16 protein-coding genes and 1 tRNA gene are annotated in these 17,105 nt (G+C 38.9%); 9 read left to right on the top strand and 8 right to left on the bottom strand.

The window, feature by feature from the left end:
- Positions 1 to 2: 2 nt before the first annotated feature.
- Together FUT79_RS15550 and FUT79_RS07925 are read right to left on the bottom strand one after the other, a co-directional pair.
- A complete protein-coding gene (locus FUT79_RS15550; protein ID WP_024752627.1) occupies positions 3 to 1,526 on the bottom strand; it encodes a peptidylprolyl isomerase in 1,524 nt (507 codons plus the stop codon).
- Positions 1,527 to 2,283: 757 nt separating this feature from the next.
- Positions 2,284 to 3,213, bottom strand: a complete 930-nt coding sequence (locus FUT79_RS07925; RefSeq protein WP_024752625.1) for a metal ABC transporter solute-binding protein, Zn/Mn family — start codon at positions 3,211 to 3,213, stop codon at positions 2,284 to 2,286.
- Positions 3,214 to 3,667: 454 nt separating this feature from the next.
- On the opposite strand from FUT79_RS07925, the gene FUT79_RS07920 reads away from it, so the two are divergent.
- The 3 genes from FUT79_RS07920 to FUT79_RS15090 all read left to right on the top strand — a co-directional run bounded on the left by FUT79_RS07920 (position 3,668) and on the right by FUT79_RS15090 (position 5,432).
- Positions 3,668 to 4,357 (top strand): metal ABC transporter ATP-binding protein, encoded by a 690-nt coding sequence (locus FUT79_RS07920; RefSeq protein WP_218137364.1) that lies wholly within the window; start codon positions 3,668 to 3,670, stop codon positions 4,355 to 4,357.
- 86 nt (positions 4,358 to 4,443) lie between these two features.
- The gene (locus FUT79_RS07915) at positions 4,444 to 5,235 is read left to right on the top strand and encodes a metal ABC transporter permease (protein ID WP_002700523.1); all 792 of its coding nucleotides are present in this window, start codon (positions 4,444 to 4,446) and stop codon (positions 5,233 to 5,235) included.
- A 59-nt stretch (positions 5,236 to 5,294) separates the two neighbouring features.
- Positions 5,295 to 5,432, top strand: coding sequence for a hypothetical protein (locus FUT79_RS15090; RefSeq protein ID WP_002700525.1), 138 nt, complete (start codon positions 5,295 to 5,297; stop codon positions 5,430 to 5,432).
- 83 nt (positions 5,433 to 5,515) lie between these two features.
- Here the strand turns inward: FUT79_RS15090 and FUT79_RS07910 are convergent, their stop codons facing one another.
- The 6 genes from FUT79_RS07910 to murD all read right to left on the bottom strand — a co-directional run bounded on the left by FUT79_RS07910 (position 5,516) and on the right by murD (position 10,907).
- Positions 5,516 to 6,679, bottom strand: a complete 1,164-nt coding sequence (locus FUT79_RS07910; RefSeq protein ID WP_148878938.1) for a M20 metallopeptidase family protein — start codon at positions 6,677 to 6,679, stop codon at positions 5,516 to 5,518.
- 2 nt (positions 6,680 to 6,681) lie between these two features.
- Positions 6,682 to 7,236 carry a 2-keto-3-deoxygluconate permease gene (locus FUT79_RS15760; protein WP_197071857.1) on the bottom strand — a complete coding sequence of 185 codons (555 nt, stop codon included), beginning with the start codon at positions 7,234 to 7,236 and terminating at the stop codon, positions 6,682 to 6,684.
- On the bottom strand, positions 7,233 to 7,646 hold the full coding sequence (locus FUT79_RS15755) for a 2-keto-3-deoxygluconate permease (protein ID WP_197071856.1): 414 nt from the start codon (positions 7,644 to 7,646) through the stop codon (positions 7,233 to 7,235). The genes FUT79_RS15760 and FUT79_RS15755 overlap by 4 nt, the downstream gene beginning before the upstream one ends.
- 292 nt (positions 7,647 to 7,938) lie before the next feature.
- Positions 7,939 to 8,010 (bottom strand) — tRNA-Cys (locus tag FUT79_RS07900).
- 144 nt (positions 8,011 to 8,154) lie between these two features.
- Complete coding sequence (locus tag FUT79_RS07895) at positions 8,155 to 9,468, bottom strand: YhjD/YihY/BrkB family envelope integrity protein (protein ID WP_148878939.1); 1,314 nt, start codon at positions 9,466 to 9,468, stop codon at positions 8,155 to 8,157.
- Complete coding sequence (gene murD, locus FUT79_RS07890; protein ID WP_024752622.1) at positions 9,465 to 10,907, bottom strand: UDP-N-acetylmuramoyl-L-alanine--D-glutamate ligase; 1,443 nt, start codon at positions 10,905 to 10,907, stop codon at positions 9,465 to 9,467. Before murD ends, FUT79_RS07895 begins: the two co-directional genes overlap by 4 nt.
- Before the next feature lie 752 nt (positions 10,908 to 11,659).
- On the opposite strand from murD, the gene yhfZ reads away from it, so the two are divergent.
- The 6 genes from yhfZ (at position 11,660) to FUT79_RS07860 (ending at position 17,092) form a co-directional block, all read left to right on the top strand.
- Positions 11,660 to 12,592: a GntR family transcriptional regulator YhfZ gene (gene yhfZ, locus FUT79_RS07885; RefSeq protein WP_024752621.1), complete on the top strand. Its 933-nt coding sequence runs from the start codon at positions 11,660 to 11,662 to the stop codon at positions 12,590 to 12,592.
- Positions 12,593 to 12,710: 118 nt separating this feature from the next.
- Positions 12,711 to 13,067 (top strand): PRD domain-containing protein, encoded by a 357-nt coding sequence (locus FUT79_RS07880; RefSeq protein WP_024752620.1) that lies wholly within the window; start codon positions 12,711 to 12,713, stop codon positions 13,065 to 13,067.
- A 43-nt stretch (positions 13,068 to 13,110) separates the two neighbouring features.
- Positions 13,111 to 14,487 (top strand): serine hydrolase, encoded by a 1,377-nt coding sequence (locus FUT79_RS07875; RefSeq protein WP_215905132.1) that lies wholly within the window; start codon positions 13,111 to 13,113, stop codon positions 14,485 to 14,487.
- Positions 14,488 to 14,526: 39 nt separating this feature from the next.
- Entirely contained in the window at positions 14,527 to 14,901 is a 375-nt protein-coding gene (locus FUT79_RS07870; RefSeq protein WP_231577576.1) for a DUF2620 domain-containing protein, read from the top strand.
- Complete coding sequence (locus FUT79_RS07865; RefSeq protein WP_024752617.1) at positions 14,898 to 16,208, top strand: YhfT family protein; 1,311 nt, start codon at positions 14,898 to 14,900, stop codon at positions 16,206 to 16,208. The genes FUT79_RS07870 and FUT79_RS07865 overlap by 4 nt, the downstream gene beginning before the upstream one ends.
- Positions 16,205 to 17,092, top strand: a complete 888-nt coding sequence (locus FUT79_RS07860) for a phosphotriesterase family protein (RefSeq protein ID WP_024752616.1) — start codon at positions 16,205 to 16,207, stop codon at positions 17,090 to 17,092. Before FUT79_RS07865 ends, FUT79_RS07860 begins: the two co-directional genes overlap by 4 nt.
- Positions 17,093 to 17,105: the final 13 nt, after the last annotated feature.

The following is a 17,105-nucleotide window of genomic DNA, read 5'->3' as shown; positions in this document are numbered from 1 at the left end:
GTTTAGCGACGATACATATTTGAAAAAGTATCCTTAAATTTCGGACTGTTTAAAATATAGTCGATGCAGGTTTGCTGCCCCCATGGAAGCTGCATAAATCCGAGTATAAAAATCGGGAATTGATCATACCATGCATTTACTGCTTGTTTGTAGCTATCAGCAGTGGTATTAAGCACTGATTCATCTGAAATCTTTTTTTCATGCAATTTTAATACTACTACCTGATTTCCTAATAAAATAGGATCCGATATTTGCCCTTCTTTTAAAGAAAAGGCTGTTTTAAAAAAGTTTTCATTTCGTTCAATTCCTGAAAAAGCGGGATCCGATTGTCGAGGCAGCTGCGGTAATACTGAAACATTACCGTAATTAATCGAAAATGACTTACTGGTTAAAACATCAAGATTTGCTTTTTTTGCCGCTGCACCAAAACCAGACTCTTTTTTTGCTTCGTCAACAAAACGTTTTGCTTCATCAGCTATATAATCTTCAACAATTCCGCGCTCATTATTTAAAAGATAATTAAAAACATGCGTTCGCATTTCTTCGGAAGCAAAATCAGGTTCTGTCGGCAATGCATCGCAGCGTACAATGGCAAAACCGCTTCCCGTTTTTACCACAGCACTCAGTTCCTGCGGCTGCAAGTTAAGAACTGCATTAAGATCCGTTGTTTCAGGAAACATAGCATTTACATCGCTGCGATATGATTGAGTCATTTTGCCGGCGGAATCTGTGCCTGTTTTAGTCGATCCGGTTGCAACGGCATCTTCAAAACTTGTCTCTTTTTTATTAAGCAAATCCAAGACCTTTTTTGCTTCTTCCTGTGTTGCATAGGTCAACATGGATAAATGATGTACGGCAAATAAATCTTTATGTTCTTTTCCATATTTAACAATATTTTCTGCAGGAAAAACTTTATCGGTAATAACAATATACTGAAAACTTCTCTCATCCTTTGTCATGTCTTTAATGAATTTCACCTCATTTTCGCTCATTTTTAAACCGGAAAAATCATTTCCGTTACTGAATAAATTTTGAAAATATTGAGATGAATAAATTGCATCGGATACTTCCTTACGGCGGGCAAGCTTTACCTGCTCGGAAGTGTTTTGATAAATTTGCGGAGAATATATACCATTGGAATCCGAATAGAAAGGAATAAGATGTTTGTTAAGCATATCAGAGGTAAGCACAAAACCGCTTTTTTGTGTTGTTTGCATGCTTGCAAGCTCTATTACTGCCGCCTGAAAGGCAATATGCATTATTTGATAATCTATCATTTCGCGTTGCGCGGGATCATTCGGATATAAACCGTATTGTTCTGCAGCCCTGCTTATCATGGCATATTGTTTTGCAAACAACCCGTCGGGCGTATTTTCTATCCGAATTCCGTCCCACGTCCCCAGCGAGATAAGCCCGCTGTTTCTTCCGAAGCCGCCCGCTCCGGGAATAAATACAAAGGCAATTACCGCAAACAAAAAAATGATAATGCCGCCGACTGTTAATATGATTTGTTTTCCGAATTTCATCGTTCTCATTCCTTCAAAATATGAATAGTGCTGTATTTTAATGGTAAATAAGATACCATTAAAAACATGCAATGTCAATTACCGTGATTTTTGTTGTCTTTAATCTGTGATAATTTTCTTTTTTTAGGGGCAAAATATTCAAGGGCGCACACGCGCGAAGAATAAAAACATCTTGACATTGAGTTTTGCCTGATACTCCAGTTTATTTGTTTTATTGTAGAGGTTAATAAAAACGCCGCCGTTTATAGCCAATAAAATCTGAAATAACATAAAGCATGAAACTATTTTTAGTGTAACTGATTTACGCATTTCTTCAATTTTGGCATCACTATACTTATTTTGTAATGAGATTACGGACATTTAACACACTCCTTATTTGAAATCTAATCGTCTTTTGTTTAAATTATATGTTAATCTCGGCTAATTTGCAAGGAAAATTTTGGACATTTTTTATAAATTTATGTTTTATCTTTAGTGTGACAGTATTAAGGTGCACGGTAATGCCAAAACCAAGTTGCTTTTGACTGTTTTGGTATCTCTGTATTGCAATTTATTCCTTTATTAGAATTAGAGACACCGTCTGAACCGGTTATTGGGAAAACCGGTTTGCGGCATTATAAACACTATACTGGGGTTAAAACAAAAAACGCCTGAAGAAATAAAAAAGGCAACAGCCTTAATTTGCAGTTAAAGGAGAGAATGTAAAGACTGCAAACAGACTGTTGCCAAAACTACTTGGATGATACTATAAAAAAAATTACTTTGCAAGCGATTTATAAATTTTTTCTATATTATTTTTCATTCTATTATAGTAGGAGAGATCATCTTCAGCACTTTCAATTGTGTAAATAGTTTCTACAGAGGCACCTACTTCTTTTGCAAGTGTTTGACTTACTTTCGGGCTCACCATTTCTTCCATAAAGATAGTGGTAACCTTATGTTCTTTACAGAAGTCCGCCAATTCAGCAAGTTTTTTTGCGGTCGGTTCTCCCGATGCAAAAACATCTTCTACGCTGTTTTGCTCAAGCCCGAAATCTCTGCAAAGATAGCCAAATGCGGCATGACCTACCACAAAATGCTTTTTGCTTACATTTTCGAATTTTATCTTGTATTCATCATACAAGGCTTGAAGTTTTCCTGCATATTCTGAAGCATTGGCAGTATAAAAGTCTGCATTAGCCGGATCCGCCATTGCAAGTCCTGCAGCAATATTTTTTACCATTATTTGCGCCGAGCTCAAGCTAAGCCATGCGTGCGGGTCAAATTCTCCATGGTGATGATGACAAACCCCCGGATGATGATGGTGCTCATCTTCACCGGATAACGCAATGGATTCGATGCCTCGAGAAGCAACAACTTCTACTAATTGAGGATTTTTTACCGATTTTATTGCTTTTTCCATCCACGGCTCCATGCCAAGCCCGTTATACACAACAAGTTTTGCACTGCTTAAAAAGCCCAAATCTTTTGCTTTTGGCTCAAAATCATGCGGCTCAATGGAATCGGGAATGATAGTGGAAATATAAACTTTGTCCTTTCCAATCGCTTCAGTGAGTTCTTTCATTGCGTTAAAACTGACTGCTACGGAAAGTTTCCCTTCGGGGATAACTTCTTTTCCGCCTGCGCCAAATGCCGATACGGCAATAAAAACTAAAATCAAAAAACTAATAAGTTTTCTTTGTTTCATATATGCTCCTATTTCTGCAAATGATTTGCAAGTGTATAGTATTTGCAAATTTATTGCAAGTACTTATAGAAAAAAAAAAGGAAATTTTGTATAGTGGCTAGTGTAGCGTTTTGTAATTAACTTCCTGTTATAAAAATTGGAGTATCAACAATGAGGGACTGCGGATTTAAGCATTCCTATGGTAAATTGCTCACCGTTGCTCAATTCCAAACGACGTTTTAAAGCATCAACACAAAATTGTAAAATTAAAGCTTTAAAACTCGTAGGCGAACCAAAGGTAGAAATTCCAAGGGTTCGCCCTTGCGCCGTGTCGAACTCTTTTTTATAAAATTTTTTACGTTTTTGGTAAGATGTATTAAAAAATGAATCGACTTATTAAAAAAACGTTATACTAGATATCTTTGCTTAGATAATGCTGTTTTTGAGATGGTAAGAATAAAAAATGGATGAACAAATGATATTACGTATTGATGATCTTAGCTTCCGCTATGAATCACATGAAAGATTTATTTTGCATGGGATCAATTTGCATGTGCAGCGGGGCGAATATATTTCAGTATTAGGTGAAAACGGAACAGGTAAAAGCACCTTAATAAAACTTATGCTTAAGCTTTTAACGCCAACCAATGGAGTTGTTATAAATTCCGCAAAAAGAATCGGGTATGTTCCGCAACGAAAGGAAAATCTTACAAATTTTCCGATAACAGTGGCTGAAATGCTGCATTCTTACCGAGCTCTCTTAAAAGAAAAAAATAAGGCGCTGGTAGATTCAGTGCTTTCAGAAGTCGGCATGTCTGATTTTAAAAATGCTTTGGTGGGAACCTTATCCGGCGGGCAGGTACAAAAGGTGTATATTGCGCGGTGTCTTATCGGAGAACCTGAGCTTATAATCCTTGATGAGCCTTCTACCGGAGTTGACTTTCAAGGACAGCGAGATATTTACGCTTTTATTAAAAACTTAAATACACAGAAGGGCGTAACAATTATCTCCGTTGAGCATAATCTTGATGCCGCTTTGCTTAACTCTACTAAAATCTTTCATATCGAAGGAAGCCACGGGCATCTTTGCACGCCGGATCGATATGTGGCGGAGTTTTTGAATCCGAAGCAGGCAGAGTCTTGCCCAGTGTGTAGAGAAGAATGATGATACAGAGTGTCGCTTGTATGTTTTTATCCCTCGTATAAAAACATACAAACGTTTTAATTTTTTTTAATCTTTATGGATGGAATATGCTGCAATATACCTTTATGCAAAATGCGTTTATCGTATCGTTTTTTATCGCAATTCTTTGCCCCCTAATCGGCATTTATCTTGTACTGCGCCGGTATTCAATGATAGGAGACACCCTTGCGCACGGCTCTTTGGCGGGAGTTACTCTCGCCCTCGCCTCGGGGCTCAATCCGATTTTGGGCGCCTTTGTGTTTACCTCACTTGCGGGGGCACTAATCGAAGCTTTGCGTAGTTTTTTTAAGCAATACACCGATTTGATTTTATCAATTGTACTTTCTTTAAGTGTGGGAATCGCTATTACAATTATGAGTTCAGGGCTTATTCGAGCAAATGCGGAAAGCTATCTTTTTGGCAGTGTGCTAACCGTTTCAGAAGCGGATGTTCTTACGGTGATTGTGTTAAGCATTCTTTCGCTGATTGCCGTTTTTATCCTCTACCATGAAATGCTGTATATTACGCTTGATGAGGATATTGCACGGGTAATAGGAATTCGGGTGAAGCTTATCAACTATGTGTTTTCAATTCTTGTTGCGGCAAGTATTGCCGTTTCCATTAAAATTGTCGGCATGCTTGTTTTAAGCTCAATGATTGCGCTTCCCGTTGCCACAGCACTGCAGCTCAAACAAGGTTTTAAACGAACGATTATATTTTCATTTGTATTCAGTATTATTGATATTATGGCGGGGCTTATTTTTTCGTATTATTTGAATGTTGCGCCAGGCGGTTTTACAGCCCTTGTATCGGTGATAGTGCTGGTGTGTGTAATTCTCATAAAAAAACTTTTACGCTAAACAATAAGTTTTCTCCGGCAACTTTTGTTTTTGAAAATTTACTATAACTTAGCATAGTGATGCTGAATCCACAAACCATTATTGCCGATGTTTCGCTTTGCATAGCAAGTACGTTAATTATAAAACGCTGCACAAACGAAGGCGGATACTCCGCATCAAAGAATATCCGTCTTCATATCAACACCGCATCCAAGTAATTTCAGTTAATTTTTGCTTGATTGCTGTGCTTTATGGTTATCAACGCCGGCGTATAACGCGTTTTATAAGTTAAAAACATGCGTTACTTATGCCTTTTTAGCCATTCTATTGCAACGGTTGTAAATACATCCACCCCGTACGGCATCGCATCTTCATTAAAAAGCACTCCGGGATTGTGGTGCGAAACATTAATTCCGTCAACCTTACAATTCATCATTAAGTAGGTTGTAGGGACTTTAACCGAAATATCAGCCATGTCTTCGGATGCCATAATTTTTGCATTGGGGAGCATTTTGATTTCCGGACATTTTTCGGTTACTATTTCCACAATTTCTCTTGTAAGCTCGGGATTTGAGTATAGCGACGGCACTCCTGAAAAATAATCTATTTCAATTTTGCAGCCGGTTGTCTTTGCAATTCCTTCAAGTATCTCGCCCATTCGTTTTTTCATTTTCTCTCGAACATCCGGATCGTATGTTCTCATTGTACCCTGCATTCTGGCGGTTTCGGGAATAATATTGGAACTTGATCCCGCACTCAACTCACCGAATGTCAGTGTTGTTGTCGCTTGCGGAGGATTTTCTCGCGAAAGTAATTCCGCAAAATTTTGATAGATGTTTACCGCCGCATTAATCGGATCAATACCAGTGTGAGGGTAGGCTCCGTGAGCGCCCTTTCCGGTAATATCAATTTTGAAGTTGTCGCAGGAGGTCGTCATATATCCGAGGTTATAGCCGAATGATCCGGGACTTTCGTCAAGATTTGTGTGCATTGCAAGGGCGGCATCTACTTTTGGATTTTCTAAAATTCCCTCTTTAATCATCATTTTTGAACCCTTAAAGATCTCCTCTGCGGGTTGGAACATCAGTTTTACTTTTCCCGGGAATTCATTCTTATGCTCAATAAGAATTTCCGCTGCGGTAAGAAGCATTGCGGTGTGTAAATCGTGCCCGCATGTATGAGCTTCCGCCCCTTGTGCGGAAAATGGAAGATGAGAATTCTCACACATAGGAAGCGCATCCATATCTGCCCGCAAAAGCAAGGTTTTCCCGTCTCCGTTACCTTCAATGATAGTACTCAGTCCTGACTCTCCGAGCTCTTTTACTTTTAAGCCAAGTCCTTCAAGTTTTGCTTTTACATACGCCTTTGTCTTCGGAAGGTTAAGACCTACTTCCGGAATTTGATGTAACGCTCTTCTTATGCCGATTGTCTTTTCTTTTAATTCATTTGCCTTAGTTAAAAACATAATTATACTCCTTGTTTAATTATTTCTTTTTTATCCGCTATATATTTTGCAATAAACGGAGTGATTGCACTTGAGATTACTACTCCGAGTGCAATTTGTGCTACTGCAGTTTCCGCCATCGGGGCAAGCTCCGGATATGATAATGCAATTATAGACGGCACAGCTACCGACAAACCCGCTATTGAGGTCATCGCTATTGATGAAATTCCGCTTTCTTTTAATAATTTAGTTTCTACCAGGTATATCAGCGGTAAAACCAATATGTAGAAAACAACGGTAAGGATTATACCTTGAAACCCTGCCTTGAATGCATCTATTAAATTGATTCCTGCCCCGAATGACCATCCCATAAATACCATCAGCACTCCTACGATTGAGCCTAAGAATTTTGCAAATTCTTTATCGACATTACCGATTAAAATACCGATTCCCATAGGAATTAATGTTGAAATAATCGGATTCCAGTCTATTGTTGTTGCCATTGATACACTGAAAACAAGGAGCGGGAACCGCCGGCACACAGAGAAGTCCCAAAAGCCCGAATGCTCCCTGATCATTTTCTTCGCCGTAATCGTTTACAAGCGCTAAATAAAGGGGAAGGATTTGTCGAGCAGATAGACGCAGTAAATGCAATCGCCGATATTCCAAGAATTCCGTTAATGCCGAATAACCGCATAAATACGATACTGAATATTAGACAGAGTATGATCTTTGCCAATATTAAAACGCCCTGCTTTTTAAACACTTTTATCAGTGACCTAAAATTAAGAGCTGTTGAAGAACAAAGTGTGATAAGTCCTACAATGTAGTTTATTCCTTTTGTTGTAAACAGCGCATCGGAAATACCGCCGTATTTTCCAAAGAATCCCGGTAAAAATGTGTTGAACAGTGCACTGATCAACATCGGTACCAAGAGTATCCCTCCCGGTACTTTTTTTATGATTTTTAACATATTTACATCTCTCATTTGTTATACCACCTGATAAGTGTTTTAGCAATATGTTTTTCATTCATTATATATATTTTATCAATAAAATTAAACATGTTTAATAGTCTTAATTAGATCGATATTTATATAAAAATACTTTTCTGATTGTTTATGTTTTTAACGGCTAATGCAGCATTTTTTTGATAAGTCAATTTTAAAACATTGCTGCTGCGTAGAACTATGGGTATCCATGGCGCTATACCAGCTTATGCATGAACGAAGAGTAGATCGATATATCGAAAAAAAAGACCGAACAATGTTCGGTCTTTTTAGGCGCCGATCAGAATCGAACTGATGAATAAAGGTTTTGCAGACCTCTCCCTTACCACTTGGGCACGGCGCCAATAACTTTTGCTATCATAGCAAAATACAAAGATTTATGCAAGTGCCTTAACCGATATATTTGATATTTATCTTAAAATAAAAGATGTATACCACGCGCTAATGGCAAAATCATCGTTGCTGCGCTTGTTTTTGCAGCACCCTTTTAGTTTTTCTCTTTTAAGACAAACTCAGATAAGGCTTGCAGAGCTTGACGGGAAACATTACCGTCGATAGAGAGTGCGGATAGAAAATCTTCTTCGGGGATTCGGACGGTCAGCACATCGGTGAGCGCCTTTGCCGTTGTCAGGCGTTTGCCTTCCACCATGCAGGCAAACTCGCCGAATGTATCTCCTTTTTGCAATTCAACAGCTCCCTTTTCTCCGATAATGCTGACAGTGCCGCTTATGATATAATAAATATCGGTGGTTGCCTCTCCGGCGGAAAAAACAGTTGTGTCTTTTTTAAAAAAGGCCATGTTGTGTTTATATTCTTGTGGCGGCTCTATAAATAAGGAGCGAATAATTTGGTTTAAAAATTTCGGATCGTTATGTTTGGGTAGGCAGTATAAGTATGAGGTAATAAAACTGTTAAAATATTGAGTTACATACATGAATTGCGCAAAGAAAACAAAGAAGAAAAAAAAGAACCACACTTGCGCAAGCAGTAAAATAAAATTGCTGAAAAATCCATACACAAAATCAAACTTTGCCCTATCATGCAAAAAGTTCAAAGATATTTTTAGCACCAGAAATGAGAGCGAGCAAGTAGCCGCACAAAAAAACGCATTTTTTTTTGTCGGTCGCACGGGCGGCATAAAATAATAGATAGTAAAAAGAAAGATAAGTAAAAAGAATATCGGCGCATATCGGATTGCGTTTTTTACTACTAAAATATTTGACGGAGAAAATATTCTTTTGGGCAACTCTGTTTTAAAAACCGCATTCCCCGCTGTCAAAATAATAATCGAAAACACAATAAAAATAACCAATGCAATTTCTCCGATAATTACAATGATACTCACCTTAAACGGCTCTATCTTTATTTGCTTTTTATAAATCATTCGAATGCTGTGCTGAATTGAAGCAAAAAAACGGCGAGACATCCAAAAAATAAACACAATGAGGGCTGATTCAAAAAATGCAAAATTCTTTACATTGCCGATATAGGCAACCAAATCACTGATGCCAAGAGGAATAGAAATAATTTGACTGCGTTGTAAAAAGGCAAGAATTGTTTTCGGATTTGCGTGTAAAACCTGCAACAGTATTATCAGCACTAAAATAAAAATAGGCACGGCGGATAATAAAAAATTATATGCACCCGCAGAAGTGATTGTTGCCAAATCATTGGTAATAAAAGCCATAAAGGTAATATACATTTTTTGCACAAAATCATAAAAGCCTTTTTTTTGCTTTTCCATGGTATCCGAATACCAGAGTAATACTGACTGAAGCTTTCCTTTCGGTTTTTCTTTCATGTGGTAAAAATCTGCTGCACCTTTATTTTAAATTGCCTGCCGCGGTCAAACTCATTTTGGAACATCCCGAAACTGGTTGCCCCCGGAGAAAACACTACTCGGTCACCTGCTTGCACACAATCCTTTACACAGATAAGTAAATCATCAAGATTGGCAAACGGCCCCCGATACGCGATATTTTTCTTTTCCAAAAGAGGCGCGAGTAAATCGGTTCCCGTGCCCGCTAATAAAAAAATTTCTTTTGCCTTTCCCGCCGCTTTGGCTATCGGTGTAAAGTCCAACTTTTTATCTGTGCCGCCACAAATTAACACCGGCTTTTCGGTAAAGGCATCAAGTGCCGCAGCCGTTGCTTCGGGAACGGTGGCAGTAGTGTCATTGTAAAAGCGCACACCGCCTTGCTCATAAAAAAATTCAAGCCGATGCTCAAGTCCTGGATAGGTTTTCATAACTGCGGAAAGTTTTGCTGCCAGCTCTAAATCGCTTAATGCCGTATCGGCAAACGAACCGCGCTGCTTTCTGACAAAAAGAAAAATCGCGGCGGCGGCATTCATCACATTCTCTTTTAAAATAGAGCCCGGCACCATAATTTCATTTGGCAAAAGGCGTAAAGGCTCGGCTTGCGCGTGCAGCCTAAAAAAAACTTCGCCGCTTTTATCAAGCCACGCGCCGCAAAGATTTTCCGGCAGCGGCTTGATTGAATACCAAAACACTTGCGCCGCGGTTTCAGAGGCAAAAATTTTTCCCCATTGATCATCATAATTGCAAAAGCAAAACTCTTCCGGAGTTTGGTCTGCATACAAAAGTTTTTTATCGGCAACATACGCTTCCATACTGCCGTACCAATTTTGATGGTCGGGCATAACCGGCGTAATTACGGCGACTTCCGGCTTCAAAAGTTTTTTCCCGCGAAGGTCTGCAAGCTGCCAACTCGAAAGTTCAAGCACAACGGGCGTGTCTTTGCCTGTTTCGCTTAAAAAATCAAGCGGGCTGATAGTAATATTCCCACCCAAAAAAGAGCGAAAGCCCATGCCCTGCAAACCGTACTGCAAGGCACTCACCGTAGATGACTTTCCCTTACTTCCGGTTACCGCCAAAATCGGTGCGTCGGTTAAACGCAAAAACACGGAAACATCGCTCTCGATATGCTTAGCCGCATCCAGATACACATTCCCTGCACGCTTTACCGCCGGATTTTTTATCACCAAATCCGCCGACTCAAAATCCTTGACATCATGCCTGCCCAGCACAAACCGAATTGACGGATACTCCTTCAGCTGCAAAACGGATTCTTCCAAATCTTTTTCGCTTTTCATATCGGTAACGGTTACAACCGCCCCGTGCTTTGCAAAAAACCGCGCACTTGCAAGCCCGCCTCCATTCAGCCCAAGCCCCATCACGGTAACACGCAACCCCTTTATCTTGTCCAAAGAATCAATCATGCGTTCATCATAATATGAAAAAGCGGAAAAGTATAGTGCAGCGTTTTTTGATAACTCAGTTATTTTTTAAACTCATTTTTGTTTGGAACCACCGCCATCCGTGGCGGTTCTGATTTTGCCGTCCGTGGCAAAACCAAACCCACGAGTTTTAAAACTTCCTGTTATAAAAAGAGCTTGACACAACACAACGGCGAGTAAACTTACCATAGGCAAAAACTAAACCCGAGAGTTTAAAAACTCCCTGTTATAAAAAGGAGCCCAGGTTAGTTTTAAAGCTTTACAATTGTCTTGCTTTAAAACATCGTTTCTGTTTGGAACCACTGCCGTCCGTGGCAGTTCTGAGTTTTGCCTGCTTACAATAAAATCTCAGGCAAAACATCGTTTGGAATTTAGCAACGGTGAGAAAACTTACCATAGGAAAGCTTAAATCCCTACCACGCCATCATCGCTGATTCTCCGATTAGTATACCAGCAACTTAATTACAGAACGTTAAAATAGTTACCAACAAACTTGAGCGTGTCCCGCGTTTCACATCGTGCTGTGTGGAAGAGTAAAAAAAATTTAAAATTATATTTGACATAATATAAAAACCAGGATATCATTAAACAACAAAGATACAAAAAAATGAACATTGTTTTTATGGGGTTAAAGGTACAGTTAATTTAGGTCTTAATTTTACTATCAGCCTTACTTAAAAGCTTGCCTCATATGAACATCACAATCGGTTATTTTTACGAAAGGGCATGTGTTTATGAATCTGAACATTAACAATATATTATACCAAAAAAAGGGAGTAACTATCAGCAATCTTGCTATGGATTTGCTCTCTAAGGATGTCGGAAATCGCATTGCTTCAATTTCAAATTACCAAAAAGAGTTTCAGGTATCACGAGGAACTATGCAAAACGCTTTCAGTTACTTAAAAGAAATTGGTGCTATCTCACTTAGAAACCAAGGGTATCAGGGAACATATATTGAAAAAATCGATTATAAAAAACTTCAAGAAAGTTGTTTAAAACAAGAGATTTTAGGAATAATGCCCTTGCCATATTCAAGGACATATGAAGGGTTTGCAACTGCAATTTATGAGCAGCTTAAAGATCTAAAATTTAATATGGCGTATACGAGAGGAGCTGTTGTAAGACTCCAACTGGTAGAATCAGGAATTTATCAGTTTGCAATAGTTTCTCGGTATGCAGCGGAATATGCTATAGCCGATGGCAGAGATATTGAATGTATCCTGAATTTCGGAGCGGGGAGTTTTTTATCAAAACATATACTGCTCTTAAGAGATAAGCGGGCAACAGGCATAGAAGACGGTATGAAAGTCGCATACGACGAAGAATCACTTGATCAAAGCGGGATTACATGCAATCTAATTAGAAATAAAAAAGTTCAATTGGTTAGCATTCGAACACAGCAGACAATTTCAGCCTTATTGGACGGCACAATTGACGCTGGTGTGTGGAATTATGATGATATTATGAAAAATGACCATGCCTATGATTTGAAGCCTATTTTCATAGAAGATGATAAATATAATGCTCAGTTTTCCACAGCAGTACTTATAACCAAGAAGAAAGATAAATATTTAAAGGAGCTTCTAAAAAAGAAAATCAATGTGGAAGATACGATACGGATAATGAATGAGGTAAAAACAGGAATAAAGGACAAGTCTTTCTAAATTGACAGGATAAATTACATAGTGATTCGGATACAGGGAACTGAGCTGAGAAATAAAGCGTGTAGAAAAATGGTTTATGTATAATAGTACAAAAAAATGTATTTTAAGGAGGAACTATATGGACTTAAAAGAACTCTTATATATGAGAACACAAGTACTAAAAGATAATAATGTGATTGATGATAAGAGTGCCGACTATACGATGAACATGATAGATTTAGTGCTTGCAACTAAGCCAAATATTGAGGAGGACAAAGCCGAAATATTTTTTACACATCTTGCGATGGCAAGTCAACGAGCCATAGACGGACTTATAGAAAATCCATTAGACGATGAAGTACTTTTAACTGTAAAAGAGCATCCTTTGTATAATGAAGCTCTTGCATTAAGAAACGAAATGCTGTCGAAAACAGATATCGAATTCTCACAATCGGAGAAAGATTTTCTGTCTGCGCATATATGTAATTTTTTATAATAAAGACTAAGAATAATTTCTGAAAAAGAAAGAGGTGTATAGAATGAAATTAATGAAAAAACTAAAAGCAGTATTGGTGCTTAGTGTTATTATAGTAATTTCCGCGTTTCTGGTAAGTTGTGGAAAGACTCTTGAAAAGACTGTTACGACTCAGGATAAGAAAATTCAGGAAGATATGCATCTCCCTAAAGAATTAGATGCTTCGCTTGATACAAAAATAGACGGTATTGTACAAAAATACATTGAAAACGGCACCATCACGGGAGGAGTTATATTGGCTTCCAAGGATGGAAAGATTGTATTTGAAAAAGCTTATGGGTATGCTCATTTGTACGAACTTACGGATGTGCGTGATCTCGCAAATCCAAAGGCTAAAAGACTCAAAACTCCACAAACAACGGAATTGAATACATTATATGATTTGGCATCGTGTACTAAGGTAATGGCGACCACTCAGTCTATTATGAAGTTATACTTCGAGGGAAAACTTACTGTAACGGATAAAGTTGCTAAGTATTTGCCTGAATTTGCACAGAACGGAAAAGAGAATGTTACTATTGAACAGCTTTTAACTCATACCTCAGGATTACCTCAGTGGAAACCGACTTTTTTATATGTGAATAAAGACAGGAATGCGGAACTTCAATTGATTGAGCAGCTTCCGCTGATTTTTAAACCGGGAGAAGTGAAATACAGTGACTTTGGTTTTATGACGCTGGGATTTATTGTAGAAAAAATTACAGGAATGGGAATGGATGCATATGTGGAAACTGAGATTTATAAACCGCTCGGTATGACGAATACGATGTATAAGCCGCTCGACAAAGGGATCCCAAAGAATCGTATAGCGGCAACTTCGTGGGGAAATCCGTTTGAGTACAGGATGGTGGATGAGGAACGATTTCCGGACTTTGGTTATGATTGCACCGAAGATAAAGAAGCGTTTAAGAAGTTTAAAGGATGGAGAACAGAAGTATTAACAGGGCAGACTAATGACGGTAACACTGCTATGGCAAACGATGGAGTTGCAGGACATGCAGGCGTTTTTTCAACTGCGGAGGATCTTGCAATCCTAGGACAGCTCATGTTAAACGGAGGAACTTACAACAGTATAACTCTTTATGATCAAAAGACTATTGATTTGTTTTCTGCAAACCACTTAGGCGAAAACAATAGAGGTTACGGATTTGAGATGAAAAAAAAATATATGGGAAAAACGGCAACGGATAAAATGTTCGGGCATAATGGATTTACAGGAACGCACGTGACCTTTGACAAAGAAAATAATATGCAAATAATAGTTTTAACGAACAAGCAGAATCTTGGATTGACTAAAGCAGGAAAGTATCACAGCACGTTTGATTTGGCAGCAGAAGTGGCAGATGTATTTGTGGAAAAATTAACAAAAGAAGCGTTGTAATATTTTAAGATGAATCGGAAGAACAGGAGGTAGCTTTTGATGAGAATTGTTATTGGGGGACAAATTGACAAGGATGGGATCGCTTCAATTGTCAAAGCGCAGCTCAAAGATCGGGCTGAGGTGACAATAGAAGGAGACTTAAATGCGGTAATGGCGATGAAAGCCGGAAAATATGACTACTACATCGGGGCGTGTAACACGGGAGGTGGCGGAGCACTTGCAATGGCGCTTGCAATTCTTGGCAGATCAAAATGCGCCACTATCTCCATGCCCGGGCAGATAAAAAGTGACGCAGAGATTGAACAAGAAGTACAGGCTGGAAAAGTCGCATTCGGATTTACGGCTCAGCATAAAGAAGCTGTTTTGCCTATATTGCTTAACGCATTTGTTACAAAAGAGGAGGAAAGAGTATGAGTTATTTAGTAATTGCTTTGATCGGAGCTTTTGCATCCGTTCTATCAAATCAGGGTATAGCCGTATTTAATGACGGATTTCGCCCGATTGTAGGTCAATATTTCAATAAGGAGATTTCAAGAAAAGAATTAGCTGCCATGAGCTTTGCCATAAGCTTCGGTTTGGTTATAGGTTTTGGTATACCGACTTCTATTGCTGCCAGTATTATTTTGATTCATTGCCTGTTATTAACAACTGATATTATAGGCTCGTTTTGTCCTGATACAAAGCTTGGAATGATTTTATCAGCAGTAATTGGTGCAGGCTATGGACTTGGAATCTTGTTAGGGCTTGAGTTTGTCGTGAATCTGTTTGCACAGATGCCCTACAATTTTACAAAAGAACTTGGCAGTGTTTCAGCATACGTAACGGTGGCATTTGCTGTTTTTCCTGCTATCAGTGTTGCTGAGCAGCACGGATTTAAAAAGGGTGCTATTACGGCAGCTGTCTCGGTATTGGTGTACTACTTAATTAAAAAGTTCGGCGTATTCTCCATTTCGGGAAAACCGGTTAGGTTAAATGCGGAAGGCATGGCTATGTTGATTGGAATGCTTCTTATGATATTTTATGCTGCTCAAAAAAAGGGAACCGATGCTAATAATGAAGCACTTACCATTGGCTTTGAGGGAAATGTTGCCCGTATTCGTAAGAACTGGCCTTTTCTTATGGTTATGGGAGGATTAATTGCCGTAGGAACAAGTATGTCAATGATTGCAGGTGACCCTGTATCTTTAGCCTTACTTGGAAAGGGGGAGTATACCAATGCGGCTTTAACTGCGCTTGCAAGAGCAATCGGCTTTGTTCCGTTGGTATTTACAACTGCAATTGTGACCGGAGTCTACGGTGCGGCAGGCTGTACTTTTGTGTTTGTGGCAGGGCTGTTGCTGCATGGTAATCCGATTGCGGCTTTTTTGGTCGGAGTAGTTATTATGCTGGCTGAAATTGCGCTAATCAATCTATTTGCCAAGGGTATGGACAGATTCCCTGGTGTAAAGGATATGGGAGAATATGTGCGTACTTCCATGAATAAGGTACTCGAAGTATCACTACTGGCTGGCGGTATAGTTTCGGCAGAAAAGATGGCGGGTGCAGCATCGGGATATTCAGGAATCGGAGCATTATTTGTAATAGGGGCGTTTTTACTTAACAAAAAATCCAAGAAGCCTATTGTAGATATGGCTATCGGACCGGTTGCCTGTATTATCTTCGGTATTCTGTTAAATGTTTTAACCATAATCGGTTTGATTGTAGCTCCAGAGGTGAAATGAAATTACTGAACGGATATACCCTGATGCATGAACATGTGACAATAGATTTATCAGGGGTAAAAAAAGATTATGATTGCAGGCTGGATTGCTTTGATGAAACAGTTAAAGAATTTAAGACTCTGTACGAGTATGGAGTACGCAACATACTTGAAGTGACAAATATAGGTATGGGCAGAGATGTGAATTATATTCGTAGGGTTGCAGATGCGACAGGAATTAACATTATAGTTTCAACAGGGTTTTATAAGGAGCCTTTTTTGCCGGATTGTGTGCGCAGCAACTCGGTTAAAGAATTAGCGGATATTGTAATTAAGGAGCTTACAATAGGGATCGAAGATACAGGCATAAGAGCAGATGTAATAGGTGAATTCGGAACGAGCAAGGACGAAATGACATTGATGGAGCAAAAGGTGTTCGATGCAATGGCTATTGCGGCAGTTAAAACAAAAGCGCTAGTTACAACACATACCACCCTTGGAAGTATCGGCGATAAGCAGGCGGATTATCTGATTGCTCATGGAGTAGACCCTAAAAAGATTATCATAGGGCATATGGATTTGTCTCAAGATATGGAATACATGATTTCGGTTTTGAAAAAGGGCGTTACGATAGGGGTTGATACAATAGGCAAGCTTAATTATTGCCCGGATACTTTTAGAGTCGATGCTCTGAAGCGTATTAAGGATGAGGGGATGCTTTCTCAAGTTGTGCTTTCCATGGATATTACAAGAAAATCAAGCCTCAAATACAGGGGAGGAATCGGGTATACGTATATTTTTGAGGAGTTTTTGCCAATGCTTAAAAAAAGCGGCTTCACGAAAAATGATATCGATGAATTGTTATTGAGTAATCCCAAGCGTATAGTATCACAATGCGGTATTTAGATTATGCGTGACG

It is taken from the genome of Treponema phagedenis (assembly GCF_008153345.1).
Taxonomy (GTDB): Bacteria; Spirochaetota; Spirochaetia; order Treponematales; family Treponemataceae; genus Treponema; species Treponema phagedenis.
Note: the sequence above shows the minus strand (reverse complement) of the source record. Positions and strands in the feature narration are given on the sequence as shown.